We start from the raw sequence: 15,818 nt of genomic DNA, 5'->3' as shown, positions 1-15,818 counted from the left end.
ACTCTAACCAATTCTTTATGGTTAGAGTTTTTTTTCGTGATGTTCGAAAGTTATTATTTCGAGGCATAAGGTAGATGCTTGACGTTCGAAGTTCGAAGGTTTAATAGTTTTCGTTTCATCCTCGCGCATAGTATTATCCAAACCGTTCATTAAATTCTTCTAAGGTTAAGAGTACCTGGCGAGGCTTACTTCCTTCGTAGCCTCCTACCACCCCTTGTTCTTCGAGCATATCCATTAACCTCGCCGCTCTAGTGTACCCTAATTTTAAGCGCCTTTGCAGAAAGGATACCGATGCCATACCTGTCCTGATAAAAAGCTGGCCTGCCTCAATAAACACAGCATCGTCCGCACCATTAGTCTCTTCATTTTTCACCGTGGTTTCCTCAAAAAGCCGTTCTGGGTCTAGATACTCCGGTTTACCTAACCCTTTCCAATGCTTAATCACTCGTTGGACTTCGTCATCGGTTACTAAACAGCCTTGTACTCTAAGCGCTTTATTCACTCCCAGTGGCGAATAAAGCATGTCTCCTCGTCCCAGGAGCTTCTCGGCGCCAGTAGCATCAAGAATAGTACGGGAGTCGATTTGAGACGAAACAGCAAAGGAAATCCGGCTGGGTATATTGGCTTTAATCACCCCAGTGATGACATCAACCGATGGGCGTTGCGTGGCAATGACCAAATGAATTCCCGCGGCTCGGGCCATTTGGGCTAATCGACAAATAGCTTCTTCGACTTCTCCCGGGGCAACCATCATTAAGTCGGCTAATTCATCAATGATTACCACAATCAAGGGCAAGGCAGGTTTAGTTCTTAAGGGCTCCCCTTTTAGGTGATTATAACGTTCGATATCACGTACACCCGCAGCTGCAAATAGTTCATATCTATTCTCCATTTCTTTAACGATCCATTTTAAAGCACTTGCTGCCTTTTTAGGATCGACGACGACGGGCGCTAAAAGGTGCGGAATACCATTATACTGACTGAGCTCAACCATTTTCGGATCGACAAGCAGAAATTTCACCTCATCAGGAGTCGCATTAAAGAGAATAGAATTAATGATCGTCGTGATACAAACACTTTTTCCTGCTCCAGTTGCCCCCGCTACGAGCAGATGGGGCATTTTAACTAAATCAGCAATAATAGGCTGATCCGCGATATCTTTACCTAAAGCGACTTTAAGCTTGGAAGGATATTCTCCGAAACTCTTTGTCTCGAGCACCTCACGAAACGGGACAGCTCGTGCGTGTTTATTAGGAACTTCAATTCCGATTGCTGCTTTACCGGGAATCGGAGCTTCAATACGCACATCCCGAGCGGCAAGCCCTAGCGCAATATCGTCCGAGAGATTTACAATTTTACTAATTTTCACACCTGGTGCTGGCGCTAATTCATAACGTGTGATAACAGGACCACGGGTCACCCTTATAACCTTGGCTTTAACTCCAAAATCAAGGAGTACCTTTTCAAGCAGCTTTGGGGTTTCCGTATCTTGGATTACTTCACGCTGGATTATCGACTCCATTAAGTTAATATCTGGGAACTTCCAGTGATTAACCCTCTCAACGTCCTTCACAGCCTGAGGGACTTCCACTCTCTCAACTTTGTCTTTCATCACCTGTTCAACGAGTTGAGCTACCTGCCCTGCATAGGGAGCTTTTAACGTCTCTTCCATCTTCGCCTGATCATTGATTAAGTCGGTAGCCATCGGTAGTTCAGAACTAGGTTCTGAACACGCAGCAATTTGGGTTTGAGGCATTTTTTCTAGCTCATCAACCGTAAGACGTACATCCTTCAAGCACTCCTCCTCATCCGGATTTTCATGGCTCAAAGTTACTGGTTCTTGAGTTTCTTGAGCCACAGATTCTCGATCCACGGTCTTTAATTCCAGAGTCTCTTGACCGAGAATTTCCAGATCTAGTATATGCTCATCTGTTTTATATCGAGAGAGGAATTCTTCTTGTTCCCTTTGAGACTTAAACACCGTCGAAAACCCTGATTGTTTTGCAAGAGGTTCGTTGGCTAATCCCGGAGCAGAAAAGCTTGCCTGCTGGAAGGTTGATCGTTCAATTCGTTCCTCTTGGTCAACTTCCTCCATATAATCATGCAGCCCTTTTAAACTTTTCAGCTTAGAGGGGGTCTTCGGAAAAAGCGACTCACCTGTCCCAAAATACGAGGGGAAATCCTTGCCAAATATCTCCATCTCCTCAACTCTCTGGGGATTTAGGTCTTTCATTTCTACCCATTCAGGTGAAGAAAAATATTGATTAAACCCTTTCATGCTTACTAGTTTCCCCGCAGGTAGAGAAATGCCCTTGTCCTGGGCTTGATTAGACTTTTGATCCATACTCTCAATCATTTTGCGTTTAGGCACTCTTGATTTTTCTGCCGATGATACACCTGATCGTTTAGACCTCACAGACGTTAAACTCTCCGCATAAATCCAGAGCAAGATTGCAGATACAAAACAAATCATGGGGCCTGCCCAGGTAAAACTTCCCAACGTTACCTCAAATAGAAAATATACATGTTTTCCGATCACTAAACCAAAAGTCCCCAGCAAGCCAAGTATCGAAATCGTCAATAAAATGATACTCATTAATTTAAGCCAAAAAGCATTTGACCGTTTCTTCCTTTTCGACACACTAATCCACCTCCAAGCTTCCCTACTCATTATGGTAGATGAGCTATAAGAATGTCAAAAGATTTTTTCTTACAAAAATCCCCTAACCAGTTACGGTTTAGGGGATCAAAATCAATATCCTACGAGGACACCCTCACGATTAGGTAAAGGTTGAAATATTTCTTGAGAAATTTCTCCGTCAGCATTCAAAAAGACATGACCGGTATAGATAAAGTCTCCTTTGGCCCAATAGCGTAAGTCTAAAAATTCAACCTTGCATTCTTGGTCACCAGAGTGATGAATTACATGATAATAAGGTGTAAATTGACTAAATATTTCCGCTAGATTTCCTTCAAGCGCATTGGAAAGTGATGGGTTTTCTCCATCGAACTTGGGGAGAACTCGACAAATTGCAGGAATTTTATTGCGGATAATGCCAAAACTCACATTGTCCCCTTGAAAGAGAATAAAGTTCCAAGTAAAAGGATGATACATCGCGGGAAGCACTTTAACCTGATTCCGATCCTTTAGATCATATTTCTCCATTATACGGTCGCGAGTCTTCAGTCTGCCTAAGTGACGATAGCCCAGATAGATCCCGCTTAATAGCAAGGCAGCAGATGAGGAGAGTGTCGCATAGTCTGGGAGTTTTAGAGAAATAAATAAGGAGACCAACAAAGAACTTAAGACGACGGGATCCGTCAACATAATCATATCGGCCGTAATTTTCTTGCGTGAAAAAGGCCATAAGAGTTCTGCTCCATAAGAATTCAATAAATCCATGATGCCATGAGACAATGTCCCAAGCAGTGTCCAAAAGAAAACAGTCGTCCATGAAGTTGTTGGAAAAACAAGATACAGAATTGTGCTCAGACCTACCGCCATAGCACTTAAAGCAATCAAAGAATGACTAGCTCCCCTGTGTTTTAATAAATAATTCAAACGACCTTTTACATGAGTAATAATGTCTAAGTCAGGCAGCATGGCTCCTAAGGTGCAGCCTAAAATTATGGGATCATTCAGTTGGATCGTGTGCCCCGAAAGGGTACTCAATGCAATTCCTATTAAGCCATGTGTTATCGGATCCACGTTTGCCCTCCTCATATTAAGTTGCACTCTTTAAAGTCGTCTATAACAGTCTTTAACAAACAAATCCCATTATATCACGTGAACGGGAGTAATAAAAAAATATTTTATTTCCTATAGTACCATTTTTTGCAAAGAATATATTTATAAGTTATGAACTTAAATAAGACCAAAAACCAGTAAATGACAGTAGGTTTTTGGTCTTATTAATCAAGGGTTAACCCTTACTAGAATGTGCTGCTACTTTGATCGAATTATTAACATCGCGGATTTCAGGGATATGTTGAATTAGTTTTCCTGCCTTTTCCCGATCTTCTTCAGAGTATACTTCTCCAGTCAGAAAAGCAATTCCGTCTTTGACAAAAGCGCGAATTTGTCCGGAGTTTAAGCGATGTTGACCGAGCTTGGAAACTAACTGTTCAGTTAACCACAAATCATCCCCTTGAGAACGGTGACGAGTAAATATTTCGCTGACCACTGCTTTTACTCCGGGTACTTGATAAGCCGTTTCTACAGCCCATTCCATCTCTTCTTGAGTATCCACAAGTCCGCTTAGCGTAATTAGCCCCATTCGAGCTTCTGTCCTAATCTCATGAGCATTGACCCAAGGAGAAGCAACCAAAGCATTTTCGACACGATTGACTAACGTTGCATCGTCCACAGCCTTTTCTAAAAATTGAATCTCACTGCGTACTTCTTTAACACCCCGCACTTGGGAGGCTAAACGTTTCGCTAATCTCTCCGTACTTTGGGTCTCCACATGCCCTAGCAAAGTGGCAATTCCTCGACTTACACGACAACCTAACTTAGTAACATCCATATAGTTAGATCCTTGGAATCGTTGATTGATGCCCTTTTCAATGTCTTTGTCCTTGATAGTTCCGTCATCGGCTACTGTTAGCGAATTATCTAATTCTCTAACTCCATCAATTCGACCGATTCGACTTCCGAAAAAATCCTTTTCTACCAGACTATCAACCGTCCCCCAAATTATTGCCCGATCTCCTGTTACCTTAACGTGAAGTCCTTGGCCACTTTCCCCAAAATGTGTATGAATTAGGTTTTTGATATCCCGAAGGACGTCTATTTCGGCTCGTGAGTTATGCATAATTCTCCCTCCACATGAAAACAGTTTACTCTTTCACTTAGAGGGTATTTTATCCCAAGTCATAATCTTTTACTCCAACACCCTTATGATTGTCAAGATTTGCATGCTATAAGATTTGCAGCAAGTTTTTCTAACCGATGGAGCTGATCTCTTAACCCTAATACAATTAATAGATCTCCAGGCAATATTTCTTCGCTGGCACCAGGATTACTAATCACCTGATTGTCTCGTAAAATCGCAAGAACCATGGCACCTGTTTGCTGTTTAATTCCGCTCGTTAATAATGTCTCGCCAACTAAGCATGAGCCTTGATCAATTTTCAGCTCCACCATTTCCATTTCAATGTTATGATCATGAATCACGGTCTCCAGATATTCCACACTTATAGGTTTTAGGATCGACATCGCCATTCTCCACCCTCCTAGAGTTGCTGGAGAAATCACTTTATCTGCACCTGCCCGCAATAACTTCTTTTCAGACTCCGGCTGATCCATCCGAGCTACCACATGAATATTGGGATTTAGCCCTTTCGCAGTTAAGGTGACAAAGACATTTAAAGAATCCTCGGGGAGAGCTGAGATCAGTCCCTTAGCCGTATTAATGGAGGCCTTAATCAAGGTTTCATCATGGGTAGCATCACTGTTAATGACTAAAAAACCTTCTTCAATGAGCTGTCTAGCAAGATCTTCCCGTTGTTCTATTACAACGCATTGTGCCCCCTCTTTACGAAGGCGATATACGACTTGTCTGCCTACACGTCCTGCACCACAGACAATGATATGATCCTGTAGTTGTTCAATCTTCTTATTCATCTTTCTTCTCCAATACACCCCGGCTAATTGACCTTCAACCAGAAAGGCCATCAGAAGTCCGGCAAAATAGAGCATAACACTGACTCCGCTTAGCATCAGAAAAATTAAGAAGACATGCCCAGCCTCAGTTTGAGGTTCAATATCTCCGTAGCCTACTGTCGTGACCGTCTGAACTGTGAGATAAATAGCTCTAGATAAACTGAGGTGTTCCGTTAATATAAGCCCAACTACCCCCACAATCAGGATGATAAATACGGCAATAAATGCGAGCCAAACTCTCCTACCCAAGGACTCGCTCCTTTCTGTCTACCGGAACGTTAGTGAAAATATATTTATAGTGTTAAGTAAGATCGTAGCTTAAGAACACTGTCATAGGGCACATCCATTTGCCCTAGCTTTACATACCCTGAAGGTCCATGATAGTCGCTACCACCAGTCGCTATGATGGCAAATTTATCGGCCACTTCGGCATAGTATTGAATAAGTGCTGCTTGTCTTTCCCAGTAACCATAGTACACTTCTAGCCCAATAGGCCGATAGGCTAAGAGAGAGAACACCATCTGGGGATCCCAGAGCAGTCCTGGATGGGCCACTACAGGAAGTCCTCCGCAAGAAAAAATAAGATCAACGGCATCCTCAAATCTGTGGTTTAAATACGGTAAATGGGCTACCCCCCCTGGACGAAAATGAGCTGCTATTTCTCGCCAATTTTTCTGACTGCCACCCGTTTCCTGATGATAAATAGCCCTCATGATATGTCCCTTAGTAACAGCGCCTTTTGCTCCGACTTCCTTTTCAACATCTTGCCATTCCAAAGAAATTCCACCACTTTTTAAACTTTCCACCATATCATAGGCTAAAGCAGTCCGTTGTGCCCGAATTTCTTGCAGACGATCTTGCAGAACTGGATGATTTATAGTCTTAAAATACCCAAGCAAATGGACTTCATGACCTTGATAGCTGGTTAACAATTCCACACCAGGGATAATCTTAATATTTAGTTCTTTGGCAAGACTTTCAGCCTTGTAGATTGCTTGGGTACTTTCATGGTCCGTAATAGCTAAGGTTTGAACATTGTTGGCCTGCGCAAGATTCATGACCTCTTCTATCGAAAGCAAGCCGTCAGATTCATAGGTATGAATGTGTAAATCGGACCTCAAGAACACCCCTCCCTCAATTGCATTTTCACTTCCAATCCTACATCAAGAGGTCAAAAAGACAATACTTAACTATAGTATGCCTATTCTTGTTCTTCTTCAAAAATCCTGCCTGCCTGTTCTGAATCTAATTCAAAAATCTTGTAATTTATTTTTAGATATTGACACTTTTCTGTTTCTGCGATATAATTTACTTCGTTGCAAAAAATATAGGGGATTAGTTTAATGGTAGAACAACGGTCTCCAAAACCGTCAGTGGGAGTTCGACTCTCTCATCCCCTGCCAATCGCACCAAGGCTTTAAGCCTTTTTCTTTTTGCTCTTCAGAGTTTGAATATATTTAATTTTATAGGACATATTGGAAAAGATCAAACACCCCAACTAACCGTGGTGCCTTGATCTTTTATTAATTTCATGGCTTACTTAAATTATCAAACCTATCTTTCGAATGGAGGAAAACGATGCAAACTGAATTTATTGAAATCCTAGGTGCTAGAGAAAATAATCTTAAAAATGTCAGTCTCAAAATCCCCAAAAGAAAGCTAACGATTTTTACTGGAGTTTCGGGTTCAGGAAAATCATCGATTGTTTTTGAAACGATAGCTCAAGAAGCAGGTAGAGAGTTAAATGAAACCTTCAGTAATTTTGTGCGAACCTTTCTGCCGAAGTATGGGCGGCCAGACGTTGATTCGATTTCTAACTTATCAACAGCCATTGTCGTTGACCAAAAAAGGCTGGGGGGGAATTCACGCTCTACACTGGGTACGATTACGGACATTAACTCATTATTGCGATTGCTTTTTTCCAGATTGGGTGAGCCAAATATTGGCCTATCCTTTAACTTCTCCTTCAATGACGTACATGGTATGTGTCCAACCTGTGAAGGCATCGGACGAATCATGACCTTGGATATAGAAAAGGCTTTAAATATGGAAAAATCACTAAACGATGGCGCAATTTTACTTCCGGGGTTCGGTGTAGGCACGTGGCAATGGAAAATGTATGCCAATCACGGCTTCTTCGACAATGACAAGAAGATAAAGGACTATACAAAAGAAGAGTATGATAAATTGGTTTACGCCAAACCCGAAAAGGTTTTGATTAACATTATGGATGGTGAAATGAATTCCACATATGAGGGACTTACAGAAAGGTTCACTCGCCAAAACATCAAAACAGATCGGGAAAAGTCCCAAGCTAATCAGAAAAAGATTGAAGCCTTTACTTCCATTCAAAAATGTGGTGATTGCAATGGAAAAAGGTATAACGAAACGGCTCTTTCCTCGAGAATACTGGGCTATAACATTTATGATCTGACATCGATGCAGATTGATGAATTGATCGAGGTACTTAAAAAAATTGATGCTAAAGCCTTTGCTCCAATTGTGCAAAGCATCCTTGAACGGCTGGAGAACTTAATTAATATCGGACTGGATTATTTGAGCCTTACCAGAGAATCCTCCACATTGTCGGGCGGAGAATCGCAGCGAGTCAAGATGGTGAAACATTTGTCCAGCAGTTTAACGGACGTTATGTATATTTTCGATGAACCAAGCATTGGGCTTCATTCAAGAGATGTTCATAGGCTAAACGAATTGCTCCTAAAAATCAGAGATAAGGGAAATACAGTCATCGTTGTTGAACATGACCCCGATGTTATAAAAATAGCCGACCATATTGTGGATGTAGGCCCCAAGGCAGGCTCACAGGGCGGAAATATTGTGTTTGAGGGTAGTTTTGACGATTTGAAACAGGCAGATACCTTGACCGGAAGGTTTCTAGGAAAAAAGCTCGATCTTAACGAGCACCCAAGGATAAGCAATGAATTTTACGAAACAAAGAAAAGCAGTATTCACAATCTAAAGAATGTGAGCCTGCAAATACCTAAAGGTTTGTTTACGGTCATCACGGGCGTCGCTGGGTCGGGTAAGAGTACCCTTGTCAATGAGGTTTTTATCAAAGAGTATACTGAAGCAGTTGTGATTGACCAAAGCGCGGTAAGTGCTAACATTCGATCTAATTCAGCCACCTATACAGGAATAATGGATTTGATTCGCTAGATATTTGCCGATGAAAATAAGGTGAGTGCCGGGCTTTTCAGCTATAACTCCGAGGGTGGTTGCCCGAATTGCGGCGGAACGGGATTCATCGAAACAGACCTCTCATTTATGAATGCCACGAAAACTGTTTGCGAAGATTGTGCGGGAAAGCGATATAAAAAGGAAACACTGTTGTTGTAATTGAGCATAATCTCGATATAATCAGGAGAGCCGACTGGATCATCGACATGGGACCGGACGGTGGAAACCGAGGTGGCGAGATTCTTTATAGTGGTAATCTGATGGGGTTGAAGGAATGCAAAAGGTCTATAACTGGAATATACATTTAATTCGACATCTTTAGTAATGTGGCTAAATTTCGTGCTTAAGTCCTATACAAATATGACTAACGACATATGCTCAGATTAGCTTTTCTCTTATAAACTGTAGGAAAACTCAAAAGGAGCTTGACAAGCTATGTATGGAAGAGCACACAAACTAGATACTATTCAAACTGCACAAATGATGTGCGAAAATGAAGATTCTCCTGCTGTGATTAGTGATTGCATCACTCGAAAAATGACACCCGAGGATTGGCAGAAATATGGACCCTTGAATACAAGAGAGAATAAGGAAATCAAAAAATCTTCAACTCGACAATAATCAAAGACAGCTGGTTATCTTATCAAGAGTAACCAGCTGTCTTTTTATTAATCCATTTAACATTCTACTAACGTGTGTCTCGATTCAACTTTAGCGTCAGTTTATTATCGACCAACTCGGAGTCAAGATCTAAGAATGGTTTGGCATCCACTGGTTATCCCATTATTATCTAAGGCTACGGAAGCATGAGTTTTATGCGATCAGTTGATTAACTTCACTCGCTCTAGGATCATAGTCAGTGGGAGCAATAACCGATTGTGTTAAACCGATATTCATGTCAATCTTATGTACCTTCTCAATAATAGCTACTAGATTTTTTTAAAAATAATACAAATATGGCCCACGCTCTTTCATTACTTAAAGAATAACATTGGCAGGGTTTAACATAATAGGTGAAGAATTTAGTTAATAAGCCCTGATATTTTCCTATTCTGAAAACGGCTGGAGAGGTGATACCATGAAAGTTTATGTTTCCGTCAAGCAGGCAGGTAAACGTAAAGAATATATTACTAAAAAGGAGTTGGTTTTGGCAGGTACTCCATCAAGCTTAAGAGAGCTTCTGACTGAGATTGTGCAGATAAATGTTGCTGAATACAATAAGAAAGCTGTAGAACCTTGGATCATGAAATATCTTTCTGCGGAAGAGACAGAGAATCAGATTAAAACCGGCAAGGTTGGCTTTGGCGAGCGTAAGAGCGACAAACAGGCTGATGTGCAAAAAGCAATTGAAACGGTAATTCTGGCCTTTGAAGACGGTATTTACCGAATATTTAATGGAGACAACGAGATGCCATCTCTTGATGAAACGATTTCCTTACAAGAAGAAGATGTATTGACCTTTATCCGGTTTACAATGCTTGCCGGCAGAATGTGGTAAGGGGATAGAGAAATGTATTATAGAACAAACAGTGAAGCCAAACAAAAGTATCTTCGCAAGATCGAAGTAAAATCCTTCTTATTTTTCGGTAGAAATAACGATATCCTAAAGGCTGTTCTAGCAAGCTTTAAAACCAATGAAAGTTACTATTATGAATCAATTAACAATAAAAATGAACTTTATTCTACCTTATGGACAGAAAAAACGGAGCGAATGACCAGTATTTTTTCTGGATCCGAGGCCAACGTTTTAGTTGCACTTTTGGGTAAGGAATGGGCCAACAAATTCAAAAAGATCTGGGACAGAAGCCCTGATTACATCTATTCATCAGGATATGAACGGCGTTCCTTTCGGTCAAAATCATTCGATGTGTTGTATCTGCCTTCCGCTGTAACAAACCTCGATGCCATGATTCAATTGGTCGCCAATGACTTTACCTACGAGAAATACTTTTCTGTCCAAAAGGACAATTTTTTTACCCACAATCCGGTTATTTCAAGTTTACTGGCTCTTGAAATTGATGAGGGTAATGAACAGGTGCTTCACTGGATTCATGAGCTTTTTAATGGCGATAATAATGCAGGGCTTATGACACACGAAATCATCAAAGGACTCCTGATGAGCCACAGTAGCCAAGCGCACAAGTGGGTAGGCGACCTCCTCCTTGCTGCCAAGCTACAGGAAGGGCTGCGCCAGACTATTGTTGAATGTATGGACGAAGGCTCAAAGGAAGGCTTCCTCTATCTCTCGAAGGTAATACTGGATCATGATCTTGTCAGATTTTCTTCAGTAGTTCGAGCCCTTGATGTCTGGACGGGACTCGGCATCTCAGCCCAGAAACCTGCGGTGATTAAAAAATGTCTAGGAACTGGGTATCGATGCCTAACTGAAGATGCTTATGCGAAGGAATGTTTGGCAAGCAACGATGCCCTGCTCATCTATATAGGACTCTGGTCGATGGCCTTCGACGATGTAATGTCAACCGAGAACCCGTTAAAACACCTGATGTCTGCGCCTGACAAGTATAAACGAATAGTAGCCCTCGGTTTCCTGAGTCAGACCAGTGTTCCGCACTTTCAGCACATACTCGCTGCCCCGCTCCTGGCTGATCCCGATGATGAGGTCAAATGCTGGGTCTTAGGCAATCTATTCTCCGATGCAGAGCGTAATTCCATTAGGCCGATAAACTGGGGTGGACTCATCAAGTACAAGGAAATCGAGGGTGCAGGTAGCCCGGAGGAATTGTTTTCTAAGCTAAAAAACATGCTGGACCATCTACCGCGCAAAGAACTGGTCTTCAAAGAGAGCCTTTTTCCATGGTGTCAGGCAAGTGTTTCGTATGATCAGCTTATTGTCAAGATGTTGCTAACCTTTGCTGGTAATCAGACGGATAGTATGGTTGATCTAATGTTGGACTACAGGGATAAAATGAGCGCCGAAACCCGGAGTGTGTTCATTGATGTCTTTTTGAATAAACCCCAGACCAATAAGCAAAAAATAGCAATTCTGGAATTGATGGGTGACAAAAGTTCATCTGTGCGCTCTGACGCCCTGAGAGTCGTGGAAGGACTTCCCCTTAGCCAAGATGACTACCGAATAATTGAAGACCTATTGCAATATAAATCAGGCGATCTGAGAAAAAATGCAATTTCCATGTTACTGCGCCAATCACCTCAAGCTTTATTAGGAAGTATCCAACACTTGTTTGAGGAAAAAAATGAGAATAAACACCTCGCGGCTCTGGATATGATTGCGGCAGTTGAAAACGACGCCAATTATATGAAAATATTACCGCAGTGCCAACAGATGGCCAAATTGCTTGCCGGGTCTTCGCAAAAAATAAAGATCTTGGCGGAAAAAATCACTGACAGCGCTCGACCGGTTTATTCAGCTGCCAACGGTTTTGGACTTTATGAGCCCAAGCAGGAAATTTCCCTGCCGGAAATTGCTGGTCCTAAAGGCTTTTCAGCCAAAGATATCCTGTCTTCAAACTTTTTCGAGATCAAAATGATCCTGCAAGCCTTAAGCGACCTGATTGATCAACACAAAGCGTATGAATATGAGGTTGAAGACTGGAACGGATCTTTTTCTAAAGTGGTGCTGGGTGGAGAATATAATATTAGATGTATAAAAAACCGTGTTGATAGGGCTCTAAACTTAGACAATTATCCGCTGCCAGAGGTGTGGCGGGGGGCAGCCTTAGACTATAGTCTTACAACTCCAAAGTTACTGGAACTATTATTTTATTATAATATAAACCAATTCTCTTCCTCCTCCGAGAATCAAGAGTGGTATGATACCCTGGTCGCGAATTTGTTCCCCCTGAAACATAAAGAATTAAAGGGAACTCTGAAAAAACCACCCTATTCATCCCATATTCATACTATTCTTTCTGCTTTATTGAATGATTGCGCCCCAGAGGAGGTATTTCCTCTCTGTCGTGATATGTCAGGGTATATTTATCAAAAGACGCCTGTCCGGCGTTTTGCTGAAGAGTATGAACAAAAGGATAATCAAATTTTCTATTATAGAAGCCATAAATCCTGCCTAGTTGATGCCGAAGAGATTTCCTACTGGCATCGCAAGATCAGCGACAGTATTTATAATGAGCAAAGCTTTACTGAAGGCTTTCAAATCAGATATGCGTATTATAAAGCTTCAGGGTATAAATCCCATGCTTCTCTCCAACTGGCCGATTTTGAAAAGGCCTTCACCCTAGGACTGGTGGATGAAAATGAATTGTTTACGGAACTCTGCGGTAGACCTTTAAGTGCCAAAAATTTAGCCAAACTGACGGATACTAAACGTCACGGCAACAAAGACCTTGCCTCCTGTCTTAAGCTCTATCAAGTAGGCCATAAGGTTGTTGACCGGATCGTCGGTATTGAATTGAAGCGGGGGGATATGACTACTGAGGTCAGCCATCTGGCCGCCAAGATACATCGTTGCTCAGGGACCAGGTTCTTTGTAGACATCCTAGTCGGAGCGGAAAAGGACACCTTTGTGCGCGGGTATAACTTTGTCGGGGATGACAGCACCAAAAAGCAGATTTTTAGCCACTTGCTGAAATGTTGTTATCCGGCTGAGGGTGAGGATGAGAACACTCTGCGTGAGTTATTAATGGGAATTAAGATTACAGACAAACAACTGATTGATGCGACCATGTATGCACCACAATGGCTGGATATTGTCAAACAATATTTGGACTGGCCGGGACTCAAATCCGCCTGCTGGTATTTTCACGCTCATGTCAACGAAACCTTCACCCCTGAAAAAGAAACCATTGTCGCCCGTTTCTCGCCGGTTTCCCCCCAGGATTTTAAAGATGGGGCCTTTGATATCGCCTGGTTTAACGAGGCCTATTCAACGCTGGGCGAAAAACGTTTTCAAATTGTCTACGACAGTGCCAAATATATTGCCGGAGGAGGTCTGCATAAACGCGCACAGCTCTTTGCCGATGCAGTGTTTGGTAAGATTAGTCTCGAACACGCTAAAACCATCATCCGAGAAAAACGCAACAAGGATTACGTCCTGTGTTACGGACTAATTCCACTCGGTAAGGATAAAATGGATACCCTGACCAGATATGAATTTTTGCATGGCTTCCTGAAAGAGAGCAAACAGTTCGGAGCCCAGCGACGGGAAAGTGAAGGCAAAGCAGTCTCCATTGCCCTAGAGAATTTGGCACGCAATGCTGGCTTCCAGGATGTTACCCGATTCACGTGGTCGATGGAAACCGAAAAAATCAACTCCATTGCCCAATATCTGCAACCCACACCTGTCGGAGATATGGAGCTTATGATCAGTATTGATGAACTTGGCCGGGCAGCGGTTGTTGTTAAAAAGAACGGTAAAGTGCTAAAGGATATTCCAGCCAAACTAAAGGCCAACGACTATATCAAGGAAGTAATAGCCGCTCAAAAATCCCTCAAGGCTCAGCACGCCCGAGCCCGTATGTCACTGGAGAAGGCAATGGAATCTGGGGATGAGTTTACCGCCGACGAACTGCAAAATCTCACCCAAAATCCTGTCATCTATCCGCTTTTGCAAAACCTCGTTTTCAAGAGTAGGGATAAACTGGGCTATTTCAGGGAGCAAGCGCTTATGGATACCGAGAACCGCAGATGGGAGATGCAGCTGGAGGATAAATACATTATTGCGCATCCGGTACACCTCTATGCCAGCGGGGAATGGCCCGCCTACCAGAAGGATATCTATGACGGCCAGATTATTCAGCCGTTTAAGCAGGTGTTCCGGGAACTATACAGGCCAAATAGCGACGAACTCGAGGCCCGTACCCTATCACGCAGGTACGACGGGCATCAGGTTCAGCCGAAAAAGACGGCTGCGCTCCTGAAGAGCAGGGGCTGGACGGCTAGCTATGGTGAAGGCTTGCAAAAGGTGTATTACAAAGAAAACATCATCGCGCAAATCTATGCCATGGCCGACTGGTTCTCACCAGCTGATGTTGAGGCACCGACAATTGAAGGAATTGATTTCCGGGACAGAAAAACCGGCCAACCCGTACCGTTTACTGATTTTTCCGAAGTAATATTTTCCGAGATCATGCGCGATGTTGATTTAGTCGTCAGCGTGGCTCATGTCGGAGGGGTTGATCCGGAAGCGAGCTTATCAACGATCGAAATGCGTACCGTCATAATTGTAGAAATGCTACGATTGCTTAAACTGACCAATGTGGAAATGAAAGGCTCGCATGCCTTTATTAAGGGTACGCTTGGCGACTATACCGTTCACCTCGGCAGCGGTGTTGTGCACAAAATGGCCAGCGGATCAGTGCATATCCTACCGGTACACTCGCAACACAGAGGCCGGATCTTTCTTCCCTTTATCGATGATGATCCAAAAACAGCCGAAATAGTAGCCAAGATTATTTTCCTGGCCGAGGACAGTAAAATAAAAGATCCCAATATTCTGGTTCAAATAGTAGACTGAGAACTAACTAACAATACTTTCCGCTAACAGAAAGTTAATTGTCTGCCTTCATATATATACCAGCTTCAACGGCAGCATCCAATTTATTCCCGGTAGCATCTAGAACACTGTAGTCTAAAATCCAAGTATCTTCCTTATTTCCTCTAATGAAAGATTGCAAATATAAGCTATAGTTATTAACTTGTAATTTTCTGTTAATATCCATGTTATGATTGACCCCATCGATAGGAATTATCTCATCCATTTGGTAATAGCCGTAAATATCGGTTAGTTTTAACCTGTACGATATTTGTCTGTGCTCTGTCAAAAATTCAGATTTGAAAATAGCCAATGTAGTTAAACAATAAAAAATCCCCTCACGAGGAGGGGGAGTAGAAGGAGGTGTAAAAAATGAAAAAATCAGCTTTATGTTAACCGCTAAAGCAGCGAGTAATCATCTGTTGTTCTTATCTTAGAATATATTTGTTACCGTTCTATGACCGTTGTATGGAGAAAATGTGAAGG

The 15,818-nt window shown here is 42.3% G+C and carries 9 protein-coding genes, 1 tRNA gene and 1 pseudogene; 5 read left to right on the top strand and 6 right to left on the bottom strand.

The annotated features are described in order from the left end of the window. Nucleotides 1–133 precede the first annotated feature (133 nt). The 5 genes from JL57_RS10280 to JL57_RS10260 form a co-directional block, all read right to left on the bottom strand. Complete coding sequence (locus JL57_RS10280; protein WP_034141957.1) at nucleotides 134–2,641, bottom strand: DNA translocase FtsK; 2,508 nt, start codon at nucleotides 2,639–2,641, stop codon at nucleotides 134–136. A 111-nt stretch (nucleotides 2,642–2,752) separates the two neighbouring features. After that, nucleotides 2,753–3,724, bottom strand: a complete 972-nt coding sequence (locus tag JL57_RS10275; protein ID WP_034141956.1) for a metal-dependent hydrolase — start codon at nucleotides 3,722–3,724, stop codon at nucleotides 2,753–2,755. 199 nt (nucleotides 3,725–3,923) lie between these two features. Further along, nucleotides 3,924–4,814 carry a BON domain-containing protein gene (locus JL57_RS10270; protein ID WP_034141955.1) on the bottom strand — a complete coding sequence of 297 codons (891 nt, stop codon included), beginning with the start codon at nucleotides 4,812–4,814 and terminating at the stop codon, nucleotides 3,924–3,926. A 92-nt stretch (nucleotides 4,815–4,906) separates the two neighbouring features. Beyond that, nucleotides 4,907–5,914: a TrkA family potassium uptake protein gene (locus JL57_RS10265; protein ID WP_034141954.1), complete on the bottom strand. Its 1,008-nt coding sequence runs from the start codon at nucleotides 5,912–5,914 to the stop codon at nucleotides 4,907–4,909. A gap of 44 nt (nucleotides 5,915–5,958) precedes the next feature. Beyond that, the gene (locus tag JL57_RS10260; protein ID WP_034141953.1) at nucleotides 5,959–6,786 is read right to left on the bottom strand and encodes a PHP domain-containing protein; all 828 of its coding nucleotides are present in this window, start codon (nucleotides 6,784–6,786) and stop codon (nucleotides 5,959–5,961) included. A gap of 208 nt (nucleotides 6,787–6,994) precedes the next feature. Here JL57_RS10260 and JL57_RS10255 point away from each other — a divergent pair. The 5 genes and pseudogenes from JL57_RS10255 to JL57_RS10235 all read left to right on the top strand — a co-directional run bounded on the left by JL57_RS10255 (nucleotide 6,995) and on the right by JL57_RS10235 (nucleotide 15,314). Next, nucleotides 6,995–7,068: transfer RNA gene (locus tag JL57_RS10255), tRNA-Trp, on the top strand. Between the two features lie 175 nt (nucleotides 7,069–7,243). Further along, nucleotides 7,244–9,171 (top strand): annotated as a pseudogene (locus tag JL57_RS10250) (excinuclease ABC subunit UvrA). Between the two features lie 127 nt (nucleotides 9,172–9,298). Then, complete coding sequence (locus JL57_RS10245) at nucleotides 9,299–9,484, top strand: hypothetical protein (protein ID WP_034141952.1); 186 nt, start codon at nucleotides 9,299–9,301, stop codon at nucleotides 9,482–9,484. Between the two features lie 457 nt (nucleotides 9,485–9,941). Continuing rightward, nucleotides 9,942–10,361 carry a hypothetical protein gene (locus JL57_RS10240; protein WP_034141951.1) on the top strand — a complete coding sequence of 140 codons (420 nt, stop codon included), beginning with the start codon at nucleotides 9,942–9,944 and terminating at the stop codon, nucleotides 10,359–10,361. Nucleotides 10,362–10,373: 12 nt separating this feature from the next. Further along, nucleotides 10,374–15,314 (top strand): DUF4132 domain-containing protein, encoded by a 4,941-nt coding sequence (locus tag JL57_RS10235; RefSeq protein WP_291299929.1) that lies wholly within the window; start codon nucleotides 10,374–10,376, stop codon nucleotides 15,312–15,314. A gap of 34 nt (nucleotides 15,315–15,348) precedes the next feature. Here JL57_RS10235 and JL57_RS34055 read toward each other — a convergent pair whose 3' ends face one another. Further along, the gene (locus JL57_RS34055; protein ID WP_291299928.1) at nucleotides 15,349–15,519 is read right to left on the bottom strand and encodes a hypothetical protein; all 171 of its coding nucleotides are present in this window, start codon (nucleotides 15,517–15,519) and stop codon (nucleotides 15,349–15,351) included. Between the last annotated feature and the right edge of the window lie 299 nt (nucleotides 15,520–15,818).

The sequence above is a fragment of the Desulfosporosinus sp. BICA1-9 genome, assembly GCF_000802135.1.
Note: the sequence above shows the minus strand (reverse complement) of the source record. Positions and strands in the feature narration are given on the sequence as shown.

Coding starts and splice junctions, on each gene's coding strand:
- JL57_RS10275 (WP_034141956.1), bottom strand. CDS start 3,724: ATGAGGAGGGCAAACGTGGATCCGATAACACATGGCTTAATAGGAATT.
- JL57_RS10270 (WP_034141955.1), bottom strand. CDS start 4,814: ATGCATAACTCACGAGCCGAAATAGACGTCCTTCGGGATATCAAAAAC.
- JL57_RS10245 (WP_034141952.1), top strand. CDS start 9,299: ATGTATGGAAGAGCACACAAACTAGATACTATTCAAACTGCACAAATG.
- JL57_RS10240 (WP_034141951.1), top strand. CDS start 9,942: ATGAAAGTTTATGTTTCCGTCAAGCAGGCAGGTAAACGTAAAGAATAT.
- JL57_RS10235 (WP_291299929.1), top strand. CDS start 10,374: ATGTATTATAGAACAAACAGTGAAGCCAAACAAAAGTATCTTCGCAAG.
- JL57_RS34055 (WP_291299928.1), bottom strand. CDS start 15,519: ATGGATATTAACAGAAAATTACAAGTTAATAACTATAGCTTATATTTG.